Below are 24614 nucleotides of genomic sequence, written 5' to 3'. Positions count from 1 at the left end.
TGATTTCCATGCCGAACTCAGAAGTGAAACGAAATAGCGCCGATGGTAGTGTGGGGCTTCCCCATGTGAGAGTAGGACATCGCCAGGCTTTAGTTTTAAGAAGCCCGCTCGAAAGAGCGGGCTTTTTTGCATCTATAGAGTTTTAAAATTAGCCCACTTTATACCTAAAAAGTGTTCATCTAAGGTGCGATATACTTGCTCTCTGCAACCTTCCAAAAGGCTTTAACAAGCGGATTCTCCAGCTGAGTTTTGTTGCAGCAAACACCAAGTTTAAAAGGTTTAATTGGTAAGACTTTTAAACGATTTATCTTTTCTCTTACCGGACTGTTGTTGATTACAACATCAGGTGCGATACCTACTCCACACCCCAATGCAACCATACTTACGATGGCTTCATGTCCGGAGGTTTGTGCGTAGATCTTTGGCTTTATTTTCATTTGTTTGAGCCAAGTATTGGCCCTGTCCCTTGCCGTTCCTGCTTCTGGGAGTATGAATGGAATGACCGACCAGTCTGGTTTTTCTTTTTGTAGCTCTTCAGCAAACGCACTAACCCCAACAGGTACGATGACAGAAAGTGGGATTTCACTGATCGTTTCAAATGCGATTTTATTTGGCATCTGTTCTGACTTGGCTGATATGGCAATATCGGCTTCATCTGCTAGTATTTTGTCGATCGCTTGAGCTGGATCGCCGGTTGATAGTTTGAACTCAATGAAAGGGTTCTGAATACGAAAGTCAGAGATTAGCTCCGGAAGATGGCTGTAGCTTGCAGTAACAGAACAAAAGAGACGGATTTCTCCTTTCAATTCATCCTCGGTTCCCTTCAGGTGACTCTGATACTGCTGCCATTCGCCAAGAATCTTTAAGGCAACTGGGACTAGCTTTTTACCTTGGATAGTTAAATCAACGCTACGGTTGTCGCGTAAAAACAATTGTTGGCTGGTTTCCTCCTCTAATTTTTGTATCTGTCGGCTTAAGGCTGAAGGGCTAATATGCATTGCCGCTGCGGTCTTGGCGAAACTTTTACTCTCACAGAGATGAATGAAAAGTTGCAGGCTTTTGATATTCATTAAATTTTCATTTCCATGTTGCATAAATTGCAATAACTAATTGTGAATATATCACTTTAAGCAATCTCATGTCTGTTTTAGTATGAAGTTATTCGGTAAGGCAATTACTGACCTCAATGGAAGAATCTCAAAGGAGCACCCAGATGGCTAATTATTTCAATACCCTAAACTTGCGCGAGCAGTTGGACCAATTAGGTCGTTGTCGTTTTATGGACCGCAGTGAGTTCGCTTCAGAAGCGGATTATCTGAAAGGTAAGAAAGTAGTCATTGTAGGTTGTGGTGCTCAAGGTCTTAACCAAGGTCTGAACATGCGCGACTCTGGTCTAGACGTTGCTTATGCGCTTCGCCAAGCCGCGATTGATGAGCAACGCCAGTCATTCAAAAACGCAAAAGACAACGGTTTTGAGGTAGGTAGCTACGAAACGCTAATTCCACAAGCTGATCTAGTAGTAAACCTTACTCCAGATAAGCAGCACACAAACGTTGTTGAGACGGTAATGCCGTTAATGAAAGAAGGCGCAGCACTAGGTTACTCTCACGGTTTCAACGTTGTTGAAGAAGGCATGCAAATCCGTAAAGACCTAACGGTAGTAATGGTTGCACCTAAATGTCCAGGTACGGAAGTTCGTGAAGAATACAAGCGCGGTTTCGGTGTACCGACTCTTATCGCTGTTCACCCAGAGAACGACCCAAAAGGTGAAGGTTGGGATATCGCGAAAGCTTGGGCTGCTGCAACCGGTGGTCACCGTGCTGGCTGTCTAGAGTCTTCTTTTGTTGCTGAGGTGAAATCTGACCTAATGGGTGAGCAAACTATCCTTTGTGGCATGCTACAGGCTGGCTCTATCGTGTGTTACGAGAAGATGATTGCTGATGGTATCGATCCTGGCTACGCAGGCAAGCTTCTTCAATACGGCTGGGAAACGATCACGGAAGCTCTGAAGTTTGGTGGTATCACTCATATGATGGATCGCCTAACTAACCCTGCGAAAGTAAAAGCATTTGAACTTTCTGAAGAGCTAAAAGAGCTGATGCGTCCGCTATACAACAAGCACATGGATGACATCATCACAGGTCACTTCTCTAGCACGATGATGGCTGACTGGGCAAACGACGATGCAAACCTACTAGGCTGGCGTGCAGAAACGGGTGAAACTGCTTTCGAAAACTACCCAGAAACTGACGTAGAAATTTCTGAGCAGGAGTACTTCGATAACGGTATCCTGATGGTTGCTATGGTTCGTGCGGGTGTTGAGCTAGCATTTGAAGCGATGACCGCTTCTGGCATCATCGATGAGTCTGCTTACTACGAGTCTCTACACGAGCTGCCACTTATCGCAAACACTATCGCACGTAAGCGTTTATACGAGATGAACGTGGTTATCTCTGATACGGCTGAATATGGTAACTACCTATTTGCTAATGTAGCAACGCCGCTACTGCGTGAAAAATTCATGCCTTCTGTTAGTACAGACGTCATTGGTAAAGGTCTAGGTGAAACTTCTAACCAAGTGGATAACGCGACTCTTATCGCTGTGAATGAAACAATCCGAAACCACCCTGTAGAATATATCGGTGAAGAACTACGTGGTTATATGACAGATATGAAGCGCATCGCGGTTGGTGGCTAATTTTCTTTGCTTCAAAGTAGAGAAAATATTAAATGAACTCTGGCCAGACTGGAGTGATAAATACAAAATAAAACACAACATCTAATCAAAAGGCTTGGTCGCCGTTGACCAAGCCTTTTTGTTTTTAGCCGATTTATCTGCGCGCCGATAAGAAAAACGCTCCTTTGTGAGGAGCGCTTTGATACTTATTTTTCAGCAAGCTTTTCTTCAAGTTGCGCCAACTTCTGTTCCATTTCTGTTAGCTTTTGACGTGTACGTAGTAAAACTTGAGTTTGAACATCAAACTCTTCGCGACTTACAACATCTAGCTTGTTTAGCTGGCCTTGGATTACTTGACGAACTTTCTGATCGACATCAGAGCCCAATTCTTTTACAGGTTGAGGCATTGAGTCGTGAATCTGTTTAGCAATTTGCTCTAATTTCTTTGGGTCAAACATAGTGGCTAAAACTCCTTTTGATTTGTCCTCATTTTAAGTAAATGATACGTGAAAGTCGCCATTTAGATGGCAAAAAAGAGAGCAGCAATAAAAAAGGCCACCGAAGTGACCTTTTTGAATGCCTTAATAGCTTATCTGTTATCCGCTAATTCACGATGAGCTGCTTTCGCTTCGTCAACTCGCGCTAACTTTTCCAAGTCTTTGTCTTCAACAAATACTGGCAGAGGTTTGTGTTTTTCAGCTAGGTAGCTGTAAATCACAGGTAGTACGAATAGTGTGAACAGTGTACCGATTGCAAGGCCAGCAACGATGACGATACCGATACTGAAACGTTGCGCGGCACCTGCACCTGTTGCGTACATCAACGGGATCAAACCTGCGATCATCGCTGCAGTGGTCATTAGGATAGGGCGAAGACGCACTTTCGCAGCTTTCATCACCGCATCAATACGAGACCGTTTATTATGTAACTGCTCTTCTTTGGCTACTTCACAGATCAAGATACCGTGCTTGGTTATTAGGCCGACCAGCGTGATCAAACCAACCTGCGAGTAGATGTTCATCGAGGCTGTACCCCAGGCCAATGCGATCAAGGCACCACAGATTGCCAGAGGTACAGATACCATGATGACAATAGGGTCGCGGAGTGATTCAAATTGAATCGCCAGAACGAGGAAGATGATCGCAAGTGCAAGACCGAAGGTTGCATACAAGGCACTACCTTCCGTTACAAACTGACGAGATTCGCCCATGTAATCGTGGTTATAGCCTGCAGGCAGCTTGGTTTGTGCAATATTCTCAAACCAGTCGATTGCGTCACCCATAGCAACACTAGGCGATGGTACTGCACCCACAGTCGCTGAGTTTAGCTGGTTGAAGTGTGGCAAAGAGCGAGGCTCAGCCACCACATCGATAGTAATCAGACTGCCTAATGGAACCGCTTTACCATCTACAGAGCGTACATAGTAGTTCTTCATCGATTCTGGGTTTAGACGCCATTTACGCTCAACTTGAGGAATCACCTCATACGAGCGACCATTCAGGTCGATTCGGTTTACATAACCATCTGCCATCATGGTGCTGAGAGTGATGCCAATGTCTTGCATCGTCACACCGTAGGCACCCGCTTTGTCTTTATCGATCTTGATCTTCATCGTTGCTGAATCGTAGTTCAAATCCAGGTCGGAATAGACAAACATTGGGCTACTTGCAACATCGGTTAGAATATCGCTAGCGATAGTAAACAAGCTCTCGAAGCTATTTGGTGTTGTAATTACAAACTGAACAGGTAGACCTGAGCCTGCACCTGGAAGCTCTGGCATTTGGAATGCAGTGACAGACATACCAGGCACACTTGATACTAGGCCACCCACACGTTTCGTGATTTCAGATTGGCTTGCCTCTCGTTCACTCCAAGGCTTCAATGTTGCTAGGCCAAACGCTTGGTTTGAGTTTGGTACACCATTAAAGACCTGTGCGTATTCCACCTCCGGTTGATCTGAGAGTATTTGGTTTACGTCATCCATGGTATTTTGGATATAGTCCAAGTTCGCGTTTGATGGGGCGGTACCCATCAGCATGACCACACCTTTATCTTCAGATGGTGCTAGTTCGCTAGGAATAAACTTGAACAAGACCGGTAAGCTTGCAAATACAATGATTGCAAACGCAATAACAACCGGACGATGAGCCATTACCGCTTTCAACATGCCTTCGTAACGAGTGGTCATGCCATCAAGGATATGGTGAACTTTTTGCTCAAACTTGCTTGGCTTCTCGTTCGCCTTCAGCATCTTCGAACACATCATTGGTGATAGTGTCAAAGCGATGATGCCGGATACGAATACTGAACCTGCCAGTGTCAAAGCGAACTCTTTGAACAATGAACCGGTGATACCACCCATCAATGCGATCGGCGCGTACACTGCACCTAGCGTCAATGTCATCGCGATAACTGGAACCGCAATTTCACGCGTACCAATAATTGCAGCTCGGAATGGCGATTCCCCTTCTTTGATGTGACGGTCAACGTTTTCTAGTACAACGATCGCGTCATCCACCACCAGACCGATGGCAAGCACCATCGCCAGTAGCGTCATCAAGTTCCAAGAGAACCCCATTGCCTGCATCACCATTGCCACACCAATCAATGAAAGTGGAATGGTCACGATAGGAATGATTACCGCGCGGAATGAGCCCAGGAACAGTGTGATAACCACAAGTACGATTACTGCTGCTTCAAGAATCGTTTTCACTACTTCGTGAATCGATTCGTTGATGGCGATAGTTGAGTCGTACATTACGTTCATTTTGATGTTACTTGGTAGATTGCGCTCAAGCTGAGGCAACAGTTCAAGTACGTCTGCTGCAATGTTGATTGGGTTAGCACTTGGCGCTGCGTTGATCGCTGCAACCACAGCTTCTTGACCGTTTGCACTTGCGCGATAAACGTCGTGACTCTTCTCTAGCGTTACTTTAGCGATATCACCTAGGCGGATGACATCCCCTTCACCAGTTTTCACGACCAATGCTTCAAGTTCAGCAACGTTTGATACCTGAGTATCTGCGCTACCGTTATAAAGCACGAACTCACCCGTCGCTTGACCGGTTGCAGATTGGTAGTTGTTGGCGTTAAGAACGCTCATCACATCGGTTGCGGTCAACTTCAAAGCGCCCATTTTGGCAGGATCTAGCCATACGCGCAGTGCGTACTTCATACCACCATACAGGTCAACTTTGGACACACCGTTTACGGTGAACAACTGCGGGTTGATTACACGTTCAAGGTAGTCAGTGATCTGGCTTGAAGATAACTCGTCACTCGTAAAGCCGATGTACAGTACCGCCGTTGTCGAACCTGTCGACATGGTTACGGTTGGGTCTTCGGCTTCTTTTGGTAGCTGTGAACGTACCGAGTTGGTTTTCGCCAGAATGTCAGACAACGCCGCATTTGGGTCAGTATTCAACTTCATGTTTACAGTAATGGTCGATTTACCCAGTACCGATTGCGAAGTCATGTAATCAATATTATCGGCTTGCGCTACCGCTTGCTCCAATGGCTGAGTAATAAAGCCTTGGATCAAGTTGGCACTTGCACCGTAGTAACTGGTGGTCACGGTGACCACCGTATTCGTCATTTCAGGGTATTCACGAACCTGCATTTTGAACACCGCTTGCAAACCAAGCAATGCAATCAAAAAGCTGATCGATACCGCTAAAACTGGACGTTTTATAAAAACATCTGTAAAGCGCATGATGCCTCCAACTTAAAGCATTGGTGTTTCAGCAGGTGGGGTAGTTGCATCGCTTTCGACAATGCTTACTTTCGCATGGTTACTCAAACGGACTTGACCCGATGTCACCACTACATCACCTGGCTTCACGCCTTCTAGAATGTGTGCGATATCTTTAGAGCGTTCGCCAACTTTTACCACATGCTGCTTAACGCGTTTTTCGCCATCTTCTTCTGTTACGATGTAAACATTGTCGCCATACAGCGTAAATGTGATCGCGGTTTGAGGTAGAGTGACCTGATTTTCTAATTTAGGCAGAATGATGTTTGCACGCGCGAACATACCACTACGCAGTTTGCCGTCACTGTTAGGGATATCCGCTTGAACTTGAATCAAACCACTTTGTACGTTTACAGCTGGTTCAATCGCAGAAATAGACCCTTTGAAAGGTTGGTCTGGATAAGCGTCAACAAAGATATCCACTTCTTGATCGATATTGATACGTGAAATATCGGTTTGTGGCACGGTGAAGCGCAAGCGCATCACGCTGGTATCTTCAAGGCGAACAATGTCGGTGCCCGCCTGTAGGTACTGACCGAGGTACACGTTACGAATACCTACCACACCATCAAATGGCGCTTTGATTTCGCGTCGGTCGATGGTCGCTTTCAGGCTTTCAATGTCTGCTTTTAAGGAGAAGTAGTTTGCTTCTGCTTCGTCATACGCTTCTTTAGAAATAGATCCTTTTTTGAATAGGCCTTGGTAGCGTTTGTATTTCGCTTCTGCCGCTGGCAACTTAGCTTGCGAGCTCTTCAAATTTGCTTTTTCGACTTCAGAATCAAGCAGCACTAATGGCTGACCCGATTTAACTTGAGTACCGGAATCAAATGCGATTTTATCGATAACACCGCTGGTCTCATTTGCTACCGTCACGCCTTGGTTTGGCTCGATAAAACCAATTGCTTCGATGACTGGTACCCAATCCACCGCTTGCACTTCTGTCACGGTTACTGGGAACTCAGGTTCAGGACGGTTTGCCATGTATTCAGCGATCTTTTGTTGCTTAAATAAATTGAAACCTATCACGCTGCCGAACAAGAGAACGGCGATAAGTAACATAAAGAAAGTCCACTTTTTCATTCTATTAAGAACTCCAAGTTAGTGTTTAATAATTGCATCCCAACTGGCTTCAATAGCGGCCTCTAATGCCGTCTTATCCAGTTGATAAAATCCCAAAGCGTGTTTCCGAGCAAGTGCAACACTTGCCTCAAAACTTAATCCAGAAAGTACTTCGTTATCGAGAAGCTTGAATACTCCCTCGTCTTTACCCTGATTAAAAAGAAGATCTACTTGGGCAAACATTTGTCTCTCAAGTTCCCGAGCTTTGCTACTATTTGAACAGGGTAAAGATTCATATTGGACTCGGTTGCTGATCGCACTTAAGTTCGAGCTCGCTAGATTCCAAATATTGAGCCACATGGTTCGATAACGCTGTTTTAAAGGCATCTCTTCACTAACACCTAGTTGCACCGCAGTAGCAACACGCTTAGCAACGTTAAGGCGTAGTTCCTCTAAAAGATGTTCTTTATCTGAGAAATAACGGTAAATCGTCCCTGCTGCGACACCTGCCTCATTGGCGAGCTTTTGCATGGAAAGCCCTTGAAAGCCAGATTCAGCAATGAGTTGTTCAGCAGCGACTAAGATTTGTTCTCGTTTATCTACAGCAGGGTTATCCTTCATAATGTCACCCTTTAGTGAATGAACGTTCATTCATTATAGCTTAAATACCCGCTATTTATGCAACAGAATATTGCACTTAATTGGTGTGAAAATTACAAGAAATCAGCATAGCTTTCACGAGGCCACCCCTTTATCATAGGCGCCACATTCATCACCCGCAGAGAATTTCTATGAAGCTGAACCCTAGTCAAGATGAAGCCGTGAAATACGTGTCTGGTCCATGCCTAGTGCTAGCTGGTGCTGGCTCGGGCAAAACTCGTGTTATTACCAATAAAATCGCTTATCTGGTTCAGCAATGTGGTTACAAAGCGCGTAATATTGCTGCGGTGACGTTTACCAACAAAGCAGCACGTGAAATGAAGGAGCGTGTAGGTCAAACGTTAGGGAAAGGTGAGTCTAAAGGTTTGATGGTATCAACATTCCACACTTTAGGATTGAACATCATCAAGCGTGAGTACAAGCATTTAGGGTTGAAAGCGGGCTTCTCACTGTTTGATGACCAAGACCAGCTAGCGCTGCTCAAAGAACTTACCGAAAAGCAGCTTGATGGTGATAAAGATCTGCTACGTCAGCTTCTGAGTTGTATTTCCAACTGGAAAAACGACATGTTGACGCCAGAGCAAGCCAAAGCGCGTGCGCAAGGTGAACAGCAACAATTGTTTGCGTTCTGTTTTGATATGTACCAAAAGCAAATGAAAGCCTATAACGCGCTCGATTTTGATGACCTAATTTTGATGCCCGTTTTACTCTTACGTAATCATGAAGATGTTCGTCAGCGTTGGCAGAATCGTATCCGTTACCTACTGGTTGACGAGTATCAAGATACCAACACGAGTCAGTATGAGCTGGTCAAATTAATTGTCGGAGAACGTGGGCGATTGACGGTTGTAGGGGATGACGATCAGTCTATTTATTCATGGCGTGGTGCGAAACCTCAGAACCTCGTGTTGCTGGGTGAAGATTATCCAAATTTGCGTTTGATTAAGCTAGAGCAAAACTACCGTTCAACGAGTCGAATCCTGCGTGCGGCCAACATTTTGATAGCTAACAACCCTCACGTCTATGAGAAGTCCTTGTTCTCTGAAATTCCTGACGGTGAAAAACTCAAAGTGTTGTTGGCTAAAAATGAAGAGCATGAAGCAGAGCGCGTAACGGGTGAACTAATTGCGCATAAGTTCCTAAACCGTACCGAATATAAAGATTATGCGATTCTATACCGTGGTAACCACCAATCACGTTTGATTGAAAAGTCTCTGATGCAAAACCGTGTACCGTATAAAATTTCTGGCGGCACCTCGTTTTTTGCGCGCGCAGAGATTAAAGACATCATGGCGTATTTGCGCGTTTTGGTTAATCCGGATGACGACAATGCATTTTTGCGCATTGTGAATACTCCACGACGTGAAATTGGCCCAGTAACGTTAGAGAAGTTAGGCAGTTATGCCAATATGCGAGGGAAGAGCCTGTTTGAGTCGAGCTTTGAAATGGGGCTCGAACAGCACCTAACGGGACGTGGCCTAGAAAACCTGCGTCGTTTCACCCAATGGCTAGTGGCGATTGCTGATCAAGCTGAGCGTGGTGATACCGTCGAAGCGGTTCGTTCGCTAGTTCGTGATATCCATTATGAAGATTGGCTATACGAAACTTCAGCAAGTCCGAAAGCCGCTGAAATGCGAATGAAGAACGTTTCTGATCTTTATTCATGGATAGTGGCGGACCTAGAGGGTGACAACTACGATCAAGAAGAGAAAACGTTAAAAGAAGTCGTTCAACGTTTGACCTTGCGTGACATGATGGAGCGCGGTGAAGAAGATGAAGACAGTGATGCAGTACAACTGATGACCTTGCACGCATCAAAAGGCCTTGAGTTCCCATATGTATACTTAATTGGGTCCGAAGAAGGTATTTTACCGCACCAAACCAGTATTGATGAAGATAACGTGGAAGAAGAGCGTCGCCTGATGTACGTTGGTATTACTCGCGCGCAACGTGAACTGACTTTCACTATGTGCAAAGAGCGTCGGCAGTTCGGCGAGTTGATCAAACCGACTCAAAGCCGCTTTTTGGATGAGTTGCCATTTGATGACGTTGAATGGGAAGTAAACAAAAAGCCAGTATCAGCAGAAGAGCGTATGGCGAAAGGTCAAGCACACATTGCCAATATTCGAGCAATGTTTAAGAAGTAAAGTAACCCTGTTCTCACTGACTAAAAACAAAAAGGCTTGCCAACTGGCAAGCCTTTTTCGTTGATGTCTTTACTTATAGACCTTCAATCATGTGGTCAATTGCTGCGATGATTTCATCGTCAGAACAGTCCATACAGGTTCCTTTGGCTGGCATCGCATTGAAGCCTTCTAATGCGTGCTTCACTAACGTATCTTTGCCTTGTGCAATACGTGGTGCCCAATCATCGGCATTACCTGTTTTAGGTGCGCCGTTTACACCAGATGCGTGACAAGCAATACAAAAAGTACCATAAACTGTGGCGCCATCACGTGGACCGGTTGGCTCTTCTTTCACTGGCTCAGAACCCGCTAGATAAACATCACCGACAGGTTGGATGCGTTCTGCGATCGCATCGTATTCAGTTTGGCTGATGTCAGAAGCTAAAGCTGCCGTAGAAAACGTTAAGGCAGCGAACAAAACGCTAATCATTTGTCGAGACATATCCATTAAACCCACTTCACATTCCCGAGGTAAGTGACTTACCTATTTATATAGTTAGAGTATTAATGCCGAGCAGAGAAATCATTAAATTCCACTGAATGGCATAGAATGATTAGACAACTTGGTTGCAGCTGTTAAATCAATGTAAATAATGGGTGATTATATCCCGATAACTTGTTGCAATAAACAACAAGTTATCCATGACAGGGCGTGAATCACATCAAAAATCCACTTTAACGGAAGATAACTGTCGAAAAAGAGACCAAACGATAAAAAAAGTAAAAAAAGTACTAGACGGCATAGTGTGATATCCGTATTATTCCACTCCGCCGATAGGGCATGCGCCCGTAGCTCAGTTGGATAGAGCGTTGGCCTCCGGAGCCAAAGGTCGAAGGTTCGAATCCTTTCGGGCGTACCATTGCCTCGGAGGATACATCGGTAAAAATCAGTGGTGGTTATAGCTCAGTTGGTAGAGCCCCGGATTGTGATTCCGGTTGTCGCGAGTTCAAGTCTCGTTAGCCACCCCATTCTTTCTTTTTTAGATTGAATGCGGTAGCATTGCTCCCAATCTTGATTCAATCAAGATAAAACATCGTCGGTGAATAGCGCAGCTTGGTAGCGCATCTGGTTTGGGACCAGAGGGTCGGGGGTTCGAATCCCTCTTCACCGACCACTATTTAGTTTATGGCTCTAATAGAGCGGTAAACAGCAAAAATTGATGGTGGCTATAGCTCAGTTGGTAGAGCCCTGGATTGTGATTCCGGTGGTCGCGAGTTCGAATCTCGTTAGCCACCCCATTAATTAAGGTGACTTCTTAGTTGAAGTGTCCTGTCTGATTTGAGAAAATCAGCAAATACAGTTCGGTGAATAGCGCAGCTTGGTAGCGCATCTGGTTTGGGACCAGAGGGTCGGGGGTTCGAATCCCTCTTCACCGACCACTATTTAAAGCCTCAGTCGAAAGACTGGGGCTTTTTTGCATCTCTCCTGAAAAGAATCGGCATTCCATTTCAATTTTTCCCAAAAGTGTACAGCTCTAGGGGCTTTTGACCACCTATGATCCAAATGCTTTTCGAGCTGACAAAATAAACCCCAGAGCAGTGTCTGGGGTTTTGTAGTTTTCTAATCCGCTGCTTTTATTGGGCGAGTGTTTTAAGGATTTCTTTCAGTTCTACCGTTTCTTGGATTTCAAAACTTGGCGTTATATCCGTTGAGTTGCTTGCGCCTGTCGCATTCACCCATACACTCAAAATGCCCATATTGTTAGCGCCAGCAATGTCAGCAGGTAAAGAGTCGCCCACGTGTAGAGCCTCTTCTGGTTTTACTTCGACCAAGTCGAGCGCTTTTTGGAAAATACTTGTAGCAGGTTTCTCTTCTGGCTCTTCTCCTCCCACAATAATATGGTCCACCCAGTTGCTCATTTGTGTCGCGTTTAATTTAGGGTGTTGAGAAAAAATCGGGCCGTTAGTGATCACGACGAGTTTGTAATGTTGACGAAGGTCGCTGAGCATTTCTTTTACACCAGGGAAGAAAGTGAACGCGCCCATACGTGCAGAGTCAAAGTAGTCTTGAGCTTGTTGAGCCTCTTTTGCAGTGATGCTGACGCCTTGCTCCGCCAAGATGTTTTGGATCAGGCCACAACGGAAGGCATTTTCATCGGGTAGCAGAGCAACAAGGTGAGGGAACTCAGCATTCAGCTTTTTGTATACACCCTGTAAGTAGCGCTGCAAAAAAGCTTTTGGCTCAGTCACTTGTGGGTAGGTTTTATGAATCCAAGCTGTAAACGCTTGTCCTGCAACTTTATCGGCTTGTGACGTTGCACATAAAGTCTCGTCCATATCAAAAAAAATCGCTTTAAGCACAGGGGCTCCTTTTATTTACGGCTTGGCTTTGACACTGTTCATCTATTATCCCACTCTCAATTGTGTCGTAAAGGGTTAAAACCGGCGAGTTTTCTTATGACGTACGAATGAAGATAGCGGTACTTTCCTTTGCTTAGTCAATAAACCGCTTAAGTGGCGCATAATCTGCATTGGAGCAGGATTTGTGTGGTTTTGCTGTTTTGTTCACGTTTTGACCTATCCTTTCTCTTCCTAAGTTTGGCTTTTTGTATTTGCCGACTATTTTATTAATAGTTTTTTATGTTGAAAAAACACTTTTTGCATATGATATTGTTTGTTAAATGTTAATAAATGCACATGAATAATATGGTTAATGATCTTGTTTAGCTCATGTTTACTTTTAGAGCATTTTTCTAGTTTTATTGGTGCATGACGCACAAAAATAGTGTGATATGAAAATGGTTAAATACTTGTTAATGCATTTTTATTCGCTAATTGTGCGTTTATTTAATGTTTTTTCGGCGGAATATACTTTAATTGTTGCTTTTTTGTGTGATTTTTGCCAAATTATTTCCGCATAAAGATTTCAGAGTATTATTCTGAATTTGAACGGATTCATTCAGGTGATGAATGGTGCCTTTGGCATGATTCGATACCACAGACAAGGCAGTAGAGGTCTGAAATGTCACTATTAGAAGTGAAAAACCTTCGTATTGAATACCCATCCCGACACGGCGTTCACGCTGCCGTGAAGTCACTTTCTTTTCATATTGAACGTGGTGAAATCGTGGGTGTTGTTGGCGAATCAGGTGCGGGTAAATCCACCGTTGGTAACGCCGTTATTGATTTGCTTAGCCCTCCAGGTCGCGTTGCTAGCGGCGATGTTTTCTTGGATGGAGAAAAAATTTCTGGCCTATCACCAGAAGCGATGCGTAAGGTTCGCGGCTCGAAAATAGGTTTTATTTTCCAAGATCCGATGACCTCGCTCAATCCACTTTTTACTGTTGAGCAACAGCTGAAAGAGACGATCCACGCCAACATGAAGGTCTCTGATGAAGAGGCGTATCAGCGCGCGCTTTCTCTTATGCAGCAGGTTGGTATTCCGCAACCAGAAAACCGCTTAAAACAGTACCCGCACCAATTCTCTGGTGGTATGCGTCAGCGTGTTGTCATTGCCATTGCTTTGGCTGGTGAGCCTGATCTCATCATTGCGGACGAACCAACTACGGCGTTAGACGTTTCTATCCAAGACCAAATCCTCAACTTGATCCGCGAGCTGTGTATCAAGAACAATGTCGGCTGTATGTTGGTTACTCACGATATGGGTGTCGTCTCCAACGTCACCGATCGCGTGGCGGTAATGTATCGTGGTGACTTGGTGGAGTTTGGACCAACAGCCAAAGTATTGGGCGATCCTGATCACTCTTATACTCGCAGTCTAATTTCAGCGGTACCACGTTCAGACAGAAAGCTAGATCGTTTCCCGTTAGTAAGCTATATCGAAGAAGCGGCGGAAATGGAGCCACTCGATATCAAGAACCACTGGTTAGGACAAAGCCAAGATGAGCGTGAGTACACTGGCCCGCTTTTGGACGTGAAGAACGTCAATCTTCGCTTTGTTACCAAAGACTCTTTGTTCGAGAGCCGCCGAGAATACGTGCAAGCATCTAATAATGTGAGCTTTGAAGTGCACGAAGGCGAAACCTTTGGTTTGGTGGGCGAGTCTGGTTCAGGTAAATCGACCATTGCACGTGTGATTGCTGGTTTATACCAACCTAACTCTGGTCAGGTGAAATTCGAGGGCATTGACCTGACCGCTTTAACCTCTGAGAAAGAGCGCCGCCCGATGCGTCGTCAAATGCAGATGGTGTTCCAAAACCCATATACTTCAATGAACCCTCGTATGAAGGTATTCGATATTATTGCTGAGCCAATCCGTTTCCATAAATTGACGAAAAACGAGTCGGAAACTCGCCAAATCGTGAATGACCTATTGGATCATGTTGGTTTGGGTCGAATGGCTGGGCTTAAGTACCCTCATGAATTCTCCGGTGGTCAGCGTCAGCGTATTTCTATTGCGCGTGCGTTGGCGACTCGTCCTCGACTTTTGATTTGTGATGAACCGACCTCAGCACTGGACGTATCGGTACAGGCACAAATTCTAAACTTGCTGAAAGATCTGCAAAGTGAGCTGAACTTGACTATGTTGTTTATCAGCCACGATTTACCTGTTATTCGTCAGATGTGTGACCGAGTAGGTGTGATGCAAATGGGTACACTTTTAGAAGTGGCACCAACAGAACAGTTATTCACGGCACCTCAACACGAATACAGCAAAAAATTGATTTCTCTGATGCCGGAGTTTACTGGCTTGCGAGAAGAGATCGAAACGGCATAAACCAAGCAATTCGCTTGGCTAACCTTTAGTCATAACAAAGACGCAAACACAACAACAAGGGATCCGTATCCCCGCATGAAGGAGTTATGCAAATGAAAACCATGAAAAGCAAATTAGCAGTGGCGCTAATGGCTGCGGGCCTAAGCTTTAACGCAATGGCAGCAGATATCAAAGTTGGCTATGCAGCTGACCCAGTATCGCTTGACCCACATGAGCAGCTATCAGGTGGCACACTGCAAATGTCACACATGGTATTTGATCCGTTGGTTCGCTTTACTCAAAAAATGGATTTCGAGCCTCGCCTAGCGGAAAGTTGGGAACGTATTAACGATACGACTGTTCGTTTCAAACTGCGTGAAGGTGTGAAATTCCATTCTGGCAATACTCTAACTGCTGACGACGTCGTGTGGACGTTCCAGCGTTTACAAAGCTCTCCTGACTTTAAAAACATCTTCGACCCGTACGAGAAAATCGTCAAAGTGGACGACAACACGTTCGATCTTGTAACTAAAGGTCCTTACCCACTAGTGCTGCAAACCGCAACGTACATTTTCCCAATGGACAGCAAGTTCTACACTGGCAAAACTGCGGACGGCAAAGACAAGTCTGAGCTAGTGAAGCACGGTAACTCATTTGCATCGACTAACGTATCTGGCACGGGTCCATTCATTGTGACTTCACGTGAACAGGGCGTAAAAGTGGAATTTGAACGCTTTAAAGATTACTGGGACAAAGAGTCGAAAGGTAACGTTGATAAGCTAACGCTTGTGCCAATCAAAGAAGACGCAACTCGTGTAGCAGCGCTGCTTTCTGGCGGTGTTGACATGATTCACCCTGTAGCGCCAAACGACCACAAACGCGTTGAAGATGCTGACGGCATCGACCTAGTTACGCTACCTGGTACTCGTATCATCACGTTCCAACTAAACCAAAACAGCAACGAAGCATTGAAAGACGTTCGCGTTCGCCAAGCGATTGTTCACGCAATCAATAACGAAGGTATCGTGAAGAAAATCATGAAAGGCTTCGCAACGGCCGCTGGTCAGCAAAGCCCGGCAGGTTACGTAGGTCACGATGACAAACTGGTTCCTCGCTACGATTTGAAGAAAGCGAAAGAACTGATGAAAGAAGCGGGTTACGAAAACGGCCTGACGCTAACGATGATCGCACCAAACAACCGTTACGTGAATGATGCGAAAGTAGCACAAGCGGCAGCGGCAATGTTGTCTAAGATCGGTATCAAGGTTGATCTGAAGACCATGCCAAAAGCGCAATACTGGCCAGAGTTCGACAAGTGTGCGGCAGACATGCTGATGATCGGTTGGCACTCAGATACAGAAGACTCAGCGAACTTCAACGAGTTCCTAACGATGACTCGTAACGAAGAAACCGGTCGTGGTCAGTACAACTGTGGTTACTACTCAAACCCAGAAATGGACAAAGTGGTTGAAGCTGCGAACGTAGAAACGGATCCTGCGAAACGTGCAGAAATGCTGAAAGGTGTAGAAGCAACACTATACAACGACGCAGCATTCGTACCGCTACACTGGCAAAGTGAAGCGTGGGGTGCGAAGTCTAACGTGAAAGCGGCAGACATCGTTAACCCAATGGTAATGCCTTACTTCGGTGACCTAGTGGTTGAATAATCACGGTTAGTCGACTTTGAGGAGGGATGGATTTCCCTCCTCAACTTAAAGCACTCGACTCAGTTTTGTTTCAGTCGGATTGAGTGGGTTATTTAGACTGAATTTTCTCTCTAATTTAGAGATCTATGGATAGTTAAGGGGCAAGGAATGTTTTCGTTTCTGGTCAAGCGCCTGTTTCAGGCACTGATAGTGATGTTTGTGATCAGTTTGGTGGCGTTTGCCATTCAGGACAACCTGGGTGATCCGCTGCGTGAGCTTGTAGGTCAGTCGGTTTCGGAATCGGAGCGTCAAGCGCTACGCGACGAATTGGGCCTGAACGATCCCTTTATCACAAAGTACACGCGCTTTGTGGGTAATGCACTGCAAGGTGATTTGGGTACCTCATATTTTTTCAAGCGACCTGCGGTTGAGGTGATCCTCGATAAGCTGGTGGCAACATTAGAGCTCGTGTTTGGCGCGACGCTCATCATTATCGTTTTCTCTATACCACTCGGGGTGTATTCCGCGATTCACCCGAAGAGTGTCTTTACCAAATTTGTTATGGCGATGAGTAGTGTCGGCATCTCGATTCCGGTGTTCCTAACCGCAATCATGCTGATGTACGTCTTCTCCATCGAACTCGGCTGGCTGCCTTCCTATGGGCGAGGTGAAACCGCTAACGTACTCGGTTGGGAATCTGGCTTCTTTACCATTGATGGTATCAAGCACCTCATCCTACCTTGTATTGCGCTAGCGTCTATCATGCTGCCGTTGTTCATCCGTTTGGTACGTTCAGAAATGCTGGAAGTACTGAGTTCGGAATACATTAAGTTCGCCAAAGCAAAAGGTTTGAACTTACAAAAGATTTATTACCAACATGCACTTAAGAACACCATGCTACCAGTATTGACGGTAGGTGGCGTGCAGATTGGTACCATGGTGGCCTACACCATTCTTACTGAAACCGTGTTCCAATGGCCGGGCACTGGCTTCCTTTTCCTAGAGGCAATCAACCGTGTAGATACACCGCTGATCACTGCCTACGTTATCTTTGTTGGTCTGATCTTCGTGGTAACCAATACCATCGTCGACTTGCTGTACGGCATCATCAACCCAACTGTGAACCTAACTGGAAAAGGAGCTTAATCATGAGCCAATCAAATTTAACACCAGCTCCTGCTCCATCAGCGTGGCAGCGTTTCAAAGAGTCAGATTTTCTGTATTACTTCAAACGCGACAAAGTGGCGATGGCGAGTTTTACCGTCTTTATGATGTTCTTAGTATTGGCATTGGCTGCACCGATTCTTGCGCCAACAGACCCGTACGATCTGACGTCTATCGACATCATGGACTCTGAGTTGCCACCTTCGTGGATGGAAGATGGCGATGAGCGCTTTGTGTTGGGTACTGACGAGCAAGGCCGCGATATTTTATCGACCATTCTTTACGGCTCTCGTTTGTCTTTGACGATCGGCTTTTTAGCCGTCGGTCTTCAGTTGGTACTGGGTATCATCATTGGTTTGTCGGCGGGTTACTTCGGTGGTCGTATCGATAGCTTCTTGATGCGCTTTGCGGATGTTCAACTATCGTTCTCAACCATGATGGTGGCGATCATCGTATCGGCCATCTTCAAAGCCAGCTTTGGCAGTGATTTTTACAGCCAATATGCGGTGGTCATGCTGGTGGTGATCATCGGTGTGGCAGAATGGCCGCAATACGCACGTACCATTCGCGCCTCGGTATTGGCAGAGAAGAAGAAAGAATACGTCGAAGCGGCGCGTGTGATGGGCTTTAAAGCTCCGCGAATCATGTTCCGTCACATTCTGCCGAACTGTCTATCGCCAATCTTGGTTATCTCGACGGTACAGGTAGCGAACGCGATCATGTCGGAAGCGGCACTGTCATTCCTAGGTTTGGGTCTTCCTGTTGATCAGCCGTCACTAGGTGCGCTGATCAGCATCGGCTTTAACTACATCTTCTCAGGTGCGTGGTGGATTACTGCCTTCCCAGGCATCGTGCTCGTAACATTGGTTTTGGTTATCAACCTGTTGGGCGACTGGCTACGTGATGTATTCAACCCGAAACTGTACAAAGGATAAGAATTTTCCCACCAAGCGTTGTAAATTCGCTTAATTCCTTCCTAAACTGAGAGCCGGATGCAAATTCCGGCTCTTTTTTTGCTAGTTATTCTTTGTTCACATTTTTTTGGCGCTTTGCCGCCATAATGACCTTACCCACTAATTTAGAGTGAAGTGTATGGAAATGAAGAAGGCACAACACCCATCTCGTATCTTCCAAGCAAGCCTAGCTTTCGGCTTGTCGCTGGTATGCGCCCAGTTTTCTAGCCCAGTATCGGCGGAGGAGTTCCTTTGCCAAGCCACTCAAGCCAGCGAGAAAGAATTACCGATGCTTGAGAAAACGTGCCCAATTGGTAACGGAGTATGGGGAAAGAAAGTGCCGCAGGGGGGCAACTACCTTTACTGGATTCAATGCGGATTGCTACCCAAGCCTATGTCTCTCGCGAAAGCTAAGCCTCTCTATAGTAAAATCACGACTGACGTATGGATGAAGCCTGATTCCAAAGGCTATCGCTGTTTGATTGGACCTTACAAGGCATTGTCTGATGCGAGGGATGACTTACGAGGAGTCAAAACCTTGTCGAATTACAAAGAGGCGTTCATCCGAGTGGTTGGGAAAGGGACGAAACAACCAGTAACACCACCTACACCTAAATCTACTGTATCGTCGAAATCAGCCGCATCTTCGGTTAAGCCAACACCGACGGTGACCCCGAAACCCGCGCCAGTTCCTGCTGTGCGAGCTGATACCGACGCCTTTAAAGCGCGGGCAGAGAAGCCAGATACCAAGGCAAAAAGTTCACGTGATAGCTCTTCGTCTAAGCCTGTTGCTAAGACCAAAGCGAAGCCAATTGTCACCGGAAATGATGACATTGAAGTTCGCTTGAGTACTTCAGTACAGGGCAAAACGTACGTGGTCCCATATTTACTCGATCACCATAATCAGTTTTACATGGAACATGGTAAGCCGTGGAACCGCCTCAACTACGAAAACTCGCACAAAGTATGTCAGCAACTGGGTATGAGCTTAGCCAACCCTGCAGAGTTTAAAGCGCTGAGGGCGTCTGGGGTGATGGAAAAAAATCAATGGCCACTGCAACTGCCGTATTGGGGCAAAGATAAGAAAGGTTTGTTCGCCGATCGTGAGCCCAATCAGCTCACCGGAACCTCATTATTGAACGTGGTGTGCGTGAAATAACGACTCAGATATTGCGGTCAAAATATAGAAGAAAGCCCCGAGTTCGGGGCTTTTTTGCGGTCTCAAATATTATCGCTATTTAAGTGGCGTTTCTTTGTGATGCGTTTGCTAATACGCTCTACCACTGATATTCATCTCATTTTGCGAATTATTTTCACTGAACTTGTCGGCAGAGAGTCTATTCGTCATAATGTTACTTGTAACATTACTGATAAATCACATATTTATGGCTCAACAGAATAAGAAAACTCGTACGACATTGCAGGATGTCGCAGACCAGGTTGGCGTCACGAAGATGACCGTTTCACGCTATATGCGTAACCCTGAATCGGTGGCAGAAAAGACTCGTGCTAAGATTGCGACTGCGATTGAAGAGATGGGTTACATCGAAAACCGTGCACCGGCGATGTTGTCAAAGTCCTCCAGTAAAGCCATTGGTATTTTACTGCCGTCTTTGTCCAACCAAATTTTTGCTTCCTTTGTTCAGGGCATAGAGATGGTGACCAAAGCCAATGGCTATGAGACGCTTTTAGCGCATTTTAGCTACGATGAGCTTGAAGAAGAGCGTAAGATCGCGTCATTACTCTCTTATCAAGTCGATGGACTTATTCTAACTGAAAGCCATCACACGCCGCGTACATTACAGATGATCAAAAATGCGGGCATTCCGGTGGTCGAAACCATGGAACTGCCATCGGAGCCGATTGATATGGCGGTTGGACTCGATCATGAAGATGCGTCGTACGCCGTGGTTAAGCAGATGCTAGATACGGGGAAGCGTACAATCGTCTATTTTGGCGCGCGTCTGGATACGCGAACCAAATTGCGGATGCAAGGTTACGATCGCGCGATGACAGAAGCAGGGCTAGAACCCAAACATGTATTAACTGGTGATCATTCTAGTTTTTCTTTAGCGCATGATTTGCTCGAACGCGCACTGGAAACGCACCCAACGCTCGATGGGGTGTTCTGTACCAACGATGACATCGCAATTGGCACCATGCTGAGTGCGCAGCAACGTGGCATTCAAGTTCCACAGAAATTGGCAGTGGCGGGCTATAACGCGCTGGATATCGGTCAAACCATCAGCCCGAAGCTGACCAGCGTTGATACGCCGCGTTTCCAAATTGGTGTAAAGAGCGCAGAGCTATTAATTGCGCGCCTGAAAGGCGAAACGCAAGAAGAAAAAGTCTTCGATATGGGGTATCAGATCACGTCGGGAGAGAGTGTTTAACTAATTGTTAACTGCTCTTTGTATTCGCTCATCAATGGTATTGGTAGGTTAGGGTATGGCACATCAGCTGGATGCATTGGATCTCAACTTAATGCGTTTATTAAAAGCCGTGGTGGAAAACCGCAGCATCAAGCTGGCCGCAATGCAGCTTGGCATTTCTCAACCGAGCGCCAGCCGCGGTGTGATGAAGTTGAAGCAAGTGTTTGATGACCCGCTTTTTGTGCGTAAAGCACATGGGGTAGAGCCATCACCCATGGCGATTCGTCTCGCCGCCGAGTTCGACAATATGGTTGCGCCACTGGAAAAAGTGGTGCAAGAATTTGAAGTGTTCGACCCACTGCAATACCAAGGGCAGATTGCGATTGTAACTGACCCTTATTTGATGGATGAACAAGGGCAGCGACTGCTCACTGGTTGTCATCGAGCCTTTCCCAAAGCGCACTTTGCCTTTTCCAGCTGGAATACTTACTCGCACGATGAAATGTTAGAAGGCGAGCACGATTACTGCATTCTTGACCAAGAGACCGAGCTGTCGAAAGACATTTACATGCGCCCGTTATTCGTTGAAAAACGAGTGATTTTGGCGCGCAAAAACCACCCAACGTTGTCGAAAGTCAGCAATGATTGGGACACGGTGTCCAAACTACCACTCGTCTCTTTGCCTGCGCCTGCGTCATATAAACCGCTTTGTACCGTGGAGTCCGAGTATCGACGCATGGGTTATGAGCCAGTAGTGTTACTGAAGTCCTATAATTTGCGTTTGGCTTGCCAAATGTTGCAAGAAACCGACGCGATTATGTATGCCAGTCAAAGCTCGGCATTGTTGATGCCAGAACTCGCCTCTTACGCAATGCCACCCGTTAATCGTGAGTTTAGCCAGTTTGTTGTCTCTGGCGGTTTCCTTCAAACCAACCGCAACCATCCTTTGCACAGACACCTGCATAAAGTGGTGCGACAAACCCTCAATACGCCGCTGATTTTTACGCAATGACGTCACCTTATGGCATCGGCTGAATGAGAGAGTAGATGCTTTAACCTTATCAATATTGTGTGATTACATAGACAACTTACTTCTTAAGATATTCAAAAATGAATATCTCAATTACCTGTCTCTTTTTCCTACCCAGCGCTAACCTTATCTCAAATAGTCAGGAGAAGTGGCTCATTTTTATCTTTTTAACTTTTTGAATGTCGATACAGGTACGCGGCATTCACCATTCTCCGTTATGCATTTTTTTAATTTCTGATGGAGGATTAATCATGCTAGTTGCACGTCTATTTTTATTGCTCGCCATCGTTGCCGAAGTGGCTGGTACCAGCACTATGTCTCTTATCGGACAAGGGCACGGGTGGTGGGGCTACATCGTAATGTATGTGCTGATCGCAATCTCTTACTACTTTCTCGCGTTTGCCGCGAAGAAAATATCGATAGGTGTGGCATACGCTGTTTGGGAAGGGTTAGGTATCTCGTTGATCACCGTGGTGTCGATCATCGCCTTTGATGCACACTTAAACCATCAAGAGTTGTTTGGTTTGATGTTAGCCGTTGTTGGCATTGTGTGTGTGACCTTAGGGGAATCACATGGTCAACCTAACGCCAAGAAAAATGCCGATAAACCGGCAAAAGAACGTTCATTTTCTACTAGTACAAGGTGCGAATCATGAGTCAATTTTTTACGATGTCATTTGGATTTGTCGTGATGGCTGCCTTGGTCGATATCATGGCCAATATGGCGCTGACACGCTCAAAAGGTTTTAAATATAAAGGCTGGGGCATTGCGGCGATTGTGTTGGTACTGACAGCATTCACGCTGTTGGCACAAGCGGTGAAAGAGATCGACTTAGCCATTGCTTATGCCTCTTGGGGTGCGATCGGTATCTTGGGTACCGCAGTGGGTGGAGCCTTGCTGTTTAAGCAGAAACTCAAACCAATCGGCTGGTTTGGTATCTTTGTGGTGATTGCTGCCGTCGTAGTGATGAAGACCGCTTGATGTAATTTACTGAATGCTAGATATCGTCATTCTGAGCAGCAAGAGACGAGCGTGATTCAGAATCTACCAACAAAAAGTGCTGTGGAAGAGGGGTTTTCTCTGGCTTCACAGCATTTTGCTATTAGATTCCTGATCTCGCCTAGGCTCGTCGGAATGACGGATTCATTCGTTTTTTAGAAAGAACTGAGGCTAATCCCAAAGCTCGTCATTCTGAACAGCGAGGGACGAGCGTGATTCAGAATCTACCAACAAAAAGTGCAGTGGTAGAGGAGTTTTCTCTAGCTTCACAACACGTTGATAGTAGATTCCTGATCTCGCCTAGGCTCATCGGAATGACGGATTCATTCGTTTAAAAAGAACCGAGGCCAATCCTAAAGCTTGCCATTCTGAACTGCGAGGGACGGTCGTGATTCAGAATCTACCAACAAAAAGTGCTGTGGCAGAGGAGTTTTCTCTGACGTCATAGCATGTCGATATTAGATTCCTGATCCTGCTGAGGCTCGTCGGAATGACGGATTCATTCGTTTTTTAGAAAGAACCGAGGCCAATCCTAAAGCTCGTCATTCTGAACTGCGAGGAACGAGTGTGATTCAGAATCTACCAACAAAAAGTGCAGTGGCAGAGGAGTTTTCTCTGACTTCACTGCACGCTGATATTAAATTCCTGATTTTGCTTAGGCTCGTCGGAATGACGAGGTTTTTCTTCTCGCCTTAAACAATAAAGCTTGCGCCTTCTTCTGCACTCGATACGTTTTGGCGGATCACGCTAAACAAGCCTCGTCCCCAAGTTTGTTGGGTCGATTCGGTATCGAAATGAATCAACTCGCGACCAGTGGTGTCGCTTAAGTTGTTCAGTTCGCCCGTTTGACAATCAAGGCGAATCAAATCACCGTTGCGCACTAAACCAATCGCGCCACCACGAATGGCTTCTGGAGAAACGTGAATCGCAGACGGAATTTTACCGGATGCACCAGATAAACGACCGTCCGTCACTAGCGCGACTTTAAAGCTCGCTTTTTGCACGTTCCCTAAAATTGGCATCAGCTTGTGTAGTTCAGGCATGCCGTTTGCCGCTGGGCCGTTGTGTGTGACCACAACGATGCAGTCTTTGTTCAGCTCGCCACGTTTGTACGCGGCCTCCACTTCGTGTTGGCATTGGAATACGATCGCTGGTGCAACAATCACGCGTTGCTCTTCTTTCACCGCAGACACTTTCACCACGGCTTTGCCTAAGTTGCCAGTCAATACGCGAGTGCCGCCAGTATTTTGGAATGTGGCGTCTGGTTTGGCGATCACGTCACCGTCTTGGCTGCCTTGGCACGATGTCCAGGTCAGTTGGCCATCGACAAGGCTCGGTAGCGTCATTTGGTCTTCAAATTCACCAAACACGGGTTTCACATCGCGATGCAAAAGCTCGGATTGGTTCAAGCGGTGCAATAACGCGGGCACGCCCCCCGCGTCTTGGAACGCGTTCATAT

The 24614-nt window shown here is 45.9% G+C and carries 19 protein-coding genes and 5 tRNA genes; 16 read left to right on the top strand and 8 right to left on the bottom strand.

Going from position 1 to position 24614, the window contains the following annotated elements; translation table 11 throughout:
• Window positions 1-179 precede the first annotated feature (179 nt).
• Window positions 180-1070 (bottom strand): HTH-type transcriptional activator IlvY, encoded by an 891-nt coding sequence (gene ilvY, locus IQP38_RS02495; RefSeq protein ID WP_005379097.1) that lies wholly within the window; start codon window positions 1068-1070, stop codon window positions 180-182.
• A 143-nt stretch (window positions 1071-1213) separates the two neighbouring features.
• On the opposite strand from ilvY, the gene ilvC reads away from it, so the two are divergent.
• Window positions 1214-2698, top strand: coding sequence for a ketol-acid reductoisomerase (ilvC, locus tag IQP38_RS02490; protein ID WP_012841252.1), 1485 nt, complete (start codon window positions 1214-1216; stop codon window positions 2696-2698).
• A 185-nt stretch (window positions 2699-2883) separates the two neighbouring features.
• Here ilvC and ubiK read toward each other — a convergent pair whose 3' ends face one another.
• The 4 genes from ubiK to IQP38_RS02470 all read right to left on the bottom strand — a co-directional run bounded on the left by ubiK (window position 2884) and on the right by IQP38_RS02470 (window position 8108).
• Window positions 2884-3135, bottom strand: a complete 252-nt coding sequence (gene ubiK / locus IQP38_RS02485) for a ubiquinone biosynthesis accessory factor UbiK (RefSeq protein ID WP_005379099.1) — start codon at window positions 3133-3135, stop codon at window positions 2884-2886.
• A 131-nt stretch (window positions 3136-3266) separates the two neighbouring features.
• The gene (gene vmeD / locus IQP38_RS02480) at window positions 3267-6389 is read right to left on the bottom strand and encodes a multidrug efflux RND transporter permease subunit VmeD (protein ID WP_193837274.1); all 3123 of its coding nucleotides are present in this window, start codon (window positions 6387-6389) and stop codon (window positions 3267-3269) included.
• A 12-nt stretch (window positions 6390-6401) separates the two neighbouring features.
• Window positions 6402-7508, bottom strand: coding sequence for a multidrug efflux RND transporter periplasmic adaptor subunit VmeC (gene vmeC / locus IQP38_RS02475; RefSeq protein ID WP_005379101.1), 1107 nt, complete (start codon window positions 7506-7508; stop codon window positions 6402-6404).
• An 18-nt stretch (window positions 7509-7526) separates the two neighbouring features.
• Window positions 7527-8108 carry a TetR/AcrR family transcriptional regulator gene (locus IQP38_RS02470; protein ID WP_005384254.1) on the bottom strand — a complete coding sequence of 194 codons (582 nt, stop codon included), beginning with the start codon at window positions 8106-8108 and terminating at the stop codon, window positions 7527-7529.
• 170 nt (window positions 8109-8278) lie between these two features.
• Here IQP38_RS02470 and rep point away from each other — a divergent pair, with 170 nt between their 5' ends.
• Entirely contained in the window at window positions 8279-10294 is a 2016-nt protein-coding gene (gene rep / locus IQP38_RS02465) for a DNA helicase Rep (RefSeq protein WP_005379104.1), read from the top strand.
• Between the two features lie 73 nt (window positions 10295-10367).
• On the opposite strand, the gene IQP38_RS02460 is transcribed toward rep, so the two are convergent.
• A complete protein-coding gene (locus IQP38_RS02460; protein WP_005384252.1) occupies window positions 10368-10781 on the bottom strand; it encodes a c-type cytochrome in 414 nt (137 codons plus the stop codon).
• A gap of 335 nt (window positions 10782-11116) precedes the next feature.
• Between IQP38_RS02460 and IQP38_RS02455 the strand changes: the two genes are divergently transcribed.
• From IQP38_RS02455 to IQP38_RS02435, 5 genes are all read left to right on the top strand, one after another.
• Window positions 11117-11193, top strand: a tRNA-Arg gene (locus IQP38_RS02455).
• A 33-nt stretch (window positions 11194-11226) separates the two neighbouring features.
• Window positions 11227-11302, top strand: a tRNA-His gene (locus tag IQP38_RS02450).
• A gap of 69 nt (window positions 11303-11371) precedes the next feature.
• Window positions 11372-11448 (top strand) — tRNA-Pro (locus tag IQP38_RS02445).
• A 48-nt stretch (window positions 11449-11496) separates the two neighbouring features.
• Window positions 11497-11572: transfer RNA gene (locus IQP38_RS02440), tRNA-His, on the top strand.
• 64 nt (window positions 11573-11636) lie between these two features.
• A tRNA-Pro gene (locus IQP38_RS02435) sits at window positions 11637-11713 on the top strand.
• Between the two features lie 195 nt (window positions 11714-11908).
• Here the strand turns inward: IQP38_RS02435 and IQP38_RS02430 are convergent.
• Entirely contained in the window at window positions 11909-12634 is a 726-nt protein-coding gene (locus tag IQP38_RS02430) for an HAD family hydrolase (protein WP_193837273.1), read from the bottom strand.
• Between the two features lie 661 nt (window positions 12635-13295).
• Between IQP38_RS02430 and IQP38_RS02425 the strand changes: the two genes are divergently transcribed.
• From IQP38_RS02425 to IQP38_RS02385, 9 genes are all read left to right on the top strand, one after another.
• A complete protein-coding gene (locus tag IQP38_RS02425) occupies window positions 13296-15011 on the top strand; it encodes a dipeptide ABC transporter ATP-binding protein (RefSeq protein ID WP_005379108.1) in 1716 nt (571 codons plus the stop codon).
• Between the two features lie 92 nt (window positions 15012-15103).
• Window positions 15104-16657: an ABC transporter substrate-binding protein gene (locus IQP38_RS02420; RefSeq protein WP_005379109.1), complete on the top strand. Its 1554-nt coding sequence runs from the start codon at window positions 15104-15106 to the stop codon at window positions 16655-16657.
• Between the two features lie 147 nt (window positions 16658-16804).
• Window positions 16805-17782: an ABC transporter permease gene (locus tag IQP38_RS02415; RefSeq protein ID WP_031780394.1), complete on the top strand. Its 978-nt coding sequence runs from the start codon at window positions 16805-16807 to the stop codon at window positions 17780-17782.
• Window positions 17783-17784: 2 nt separating this feature from the next.
• Window positions 17785-18735, top strand: coding sequence for an ABC transporter permease (locus IQP38_RS02410; RefSeq protein WP_033907403.1), 951 nt, complete (start codon window positions 17785-17787; stop codon window positions 18733-18735).
• Between the two features lie 157 nt (window positions 18736-18892).
• The gene (locus IQP38_RS02405; RefSeq protein WP_053303437.1) at window positions 18893-19912 is read left to right on the top strand and encodes an SPOR domain-containing protein; all 1020 of its coding nucleotides are present in this window, start codon (window positions 18893-18895) and stop codon (window positions 19910-19912) included.
• 226 nt (window positions 19913-20138) lie between these two features.
• Complete coding sequence (locus tag IQP38_RS02400) at window positions 20139-21146, top strand: substrate-binding domain-containing protein (RefSeq protein WP_033907406.1); 1008 nt, start codon at window positions 20139-20141, stop codon at window positions 21144-21146.
• A 55-nt stretch (window positions 21147-21201) separates the two neighbouring features.
• Window positions 21202-22137, top strand: a complete 936-nt coding sequence (locus tag IQP38_RS02395; RefSeq protein WP_005379132.1) for a LysR family transcriptional regulator — start codon at window positions 21202-21204, stop codon at window positions 22135-22137.
• 269 nt (window positions 22138-22406) lie between these two features.
• A complete protein-coding gene (locus IQP38_RS02390) occupies window positions 22407-22811 on the top strand; it encodes an SMR family transporter (protein ID WP_005384225.1) in 405 nt (134 codons plus the stop codon).
• The gene (locus IQP38_RS02385; RefSeq protein WP_005478614.1) at window positions 22808-23137 is read left to right on the top strand and encodes an SMR family transporter; all 330 of its coding nucleotides are present in this window, start codon (window positions 22808-22810) and stop codon (window positions 23135-23137) included. Before IQP38_RS02390 ends, IQP38_RS02385 begins: the two co-directional genes overlap by 4 nt.
• Window positions 23138-23847: 710 nt before the next feature.
• On the opposite strand, the gene IQP38_RS26155 is transcribed toward IQP38_RS02385, so the two are convergent.
• Window positions 23848-24614 (bottom strand): dihydroxy-acid dehydratase (locus tag IQP38_RS26155; RefSeq protein WP_228009956.1); only part of this gene is annotated, 767 nt, incomplete at its 5' end.

This window comes from Vibrio sp. OPT41 (assembly GCF_015163595.1).
Taxonomy (GTDB): Bacteria; Pseudomonadota; Gammaproteobacteria; order Enterobacterales; family Vibrionaceae; genus Vibrio; species Vibrio alginolyticus.
The sequence above is the reverse complement of the archived record's forward strand: the minus strand, read 5'-3'. Positions and strand labels throughout refer to the sequence as shown.

Excerpts from the sequence above, each read along its gene's own strand:
- ilvY (WP_005379097.1), bottom strand. The coding sequence starts at position 1,070 with ATGAATATCAAAAGCCTGCAACTTTTCATTCATCTCTGTGAGAGTAAA.
- ilvC (WP_012841252.1), top strand. The coding sequence starts at position 1,214 with ATGGCTAATTATTTCAATACCCTAAACTTGCGCGAGCAGTTGGACCAA.
- ubiK (WP_005379099.1), bottom strand. The coding sequence starts at position 3,135 with ATGTTTGACCCAAAGAAATTAGAGCAAATTGCTAAACAGATTCACGAC.
- vmeD (WP_193837274.1), bottom strand. The coding sequence starts at position 6,389 with ATGCGCTTTACAGATGTTTTTATAAAACGTCCAGTTTTAGCGGTATCG.
- vmeC (WP_005379101.1), bottom strand. The coding sequence starts at position 7,508 with ATGAAAAAGTGGACTTTCTTTATGTTACTTATCGCCGTTCTCTTGTTC.
- IQP38_RS02470 (WP_005384254.1), bottom strand. The coding sequence starts at position 8,108 with ATGAAGGATAACCCTGCTGTAGATAAACGAGAACAAATCTTAGTCGCT.
- rep (WP_005379104.1), top strand. The coding sequence starts at position 8,279 with ATGAAGCTGAACCCTAGTCAAGATGAAGCCGTGAAATACGTGTCTGGT.
- IQP38_RS02460 (WP_005384252.1), bottom strand. The coding sequence starts at position 10,781 with ATGGATATGTCTCGACAAATGATTAGCGTTTTGTTCGCTGCCTTAACG.
- IQP38_RS02425 (WP_005379108.1), top strand. The coding sequence starts at position 13,296 with ATGTCACTATTAGAAGTGAAAAACCTTCGTATTGAATACCCATCCCGA.
- IQP38_RS02420 (WP_005379109.1), top strand. The coding sequence starts at position 15,104 with ATGAAAACCATGAAAAGCAAATTAGCAGTGGCGCTAATGGCTGCGGGC.
- IQP38_RS02415 (WP_031780394.1), top strand. The coding sequence starts at position 16,805 with ATGTTTTCGTTTCTGGTCAAGCGCCTGTTTCAGGCACTGATAGTGATG.
- IQP38_RS02410 (WP_033907403.1), top strand. The coding sequence starts at position 17,785 with ATGAGCCAATCAAATTTAACACCAGCTCCTGCTCCATCAGCGTGGCAG.
- IQP38_RS02405 (WP_053303437.1), top strand. The coding sequence starts at position 18,893 with ATGGAAATGAAGAAGGCACAACACCCATCTCGTATCTTCCAAGCAAGC.
- IQP38_RS02400 (WP_033907406.1), top strand. The coding sequence starts at position 20,139 with ATGGCTCAACAGAATAAGAAAACTCGTACGACATTGCAGGATGTCGCA.
- IQP38_RS02395 (WP_005379132.1), top strand. The coding sequence starts at position 21,202 with ATGGCACATCAGCTGGATGCATTGGATCTCAACTTAATGCGTTTATTA.
- IQP38_RS02390 (WP_005384225.1), top strand. The coding sequence starts at position 22,407 with ATGCTAGTTGCACGTCTATTTTTATTGCTCGCCATCGTTGCCGAAGTG.
- IQP38_RS02385 (WP_005478614.1), top strand. The coding sequence starts at position 22,808 with ATGAGTCAATTTTTTACGATGTCATTTGGATTTGTCGTGATGGCTGCC.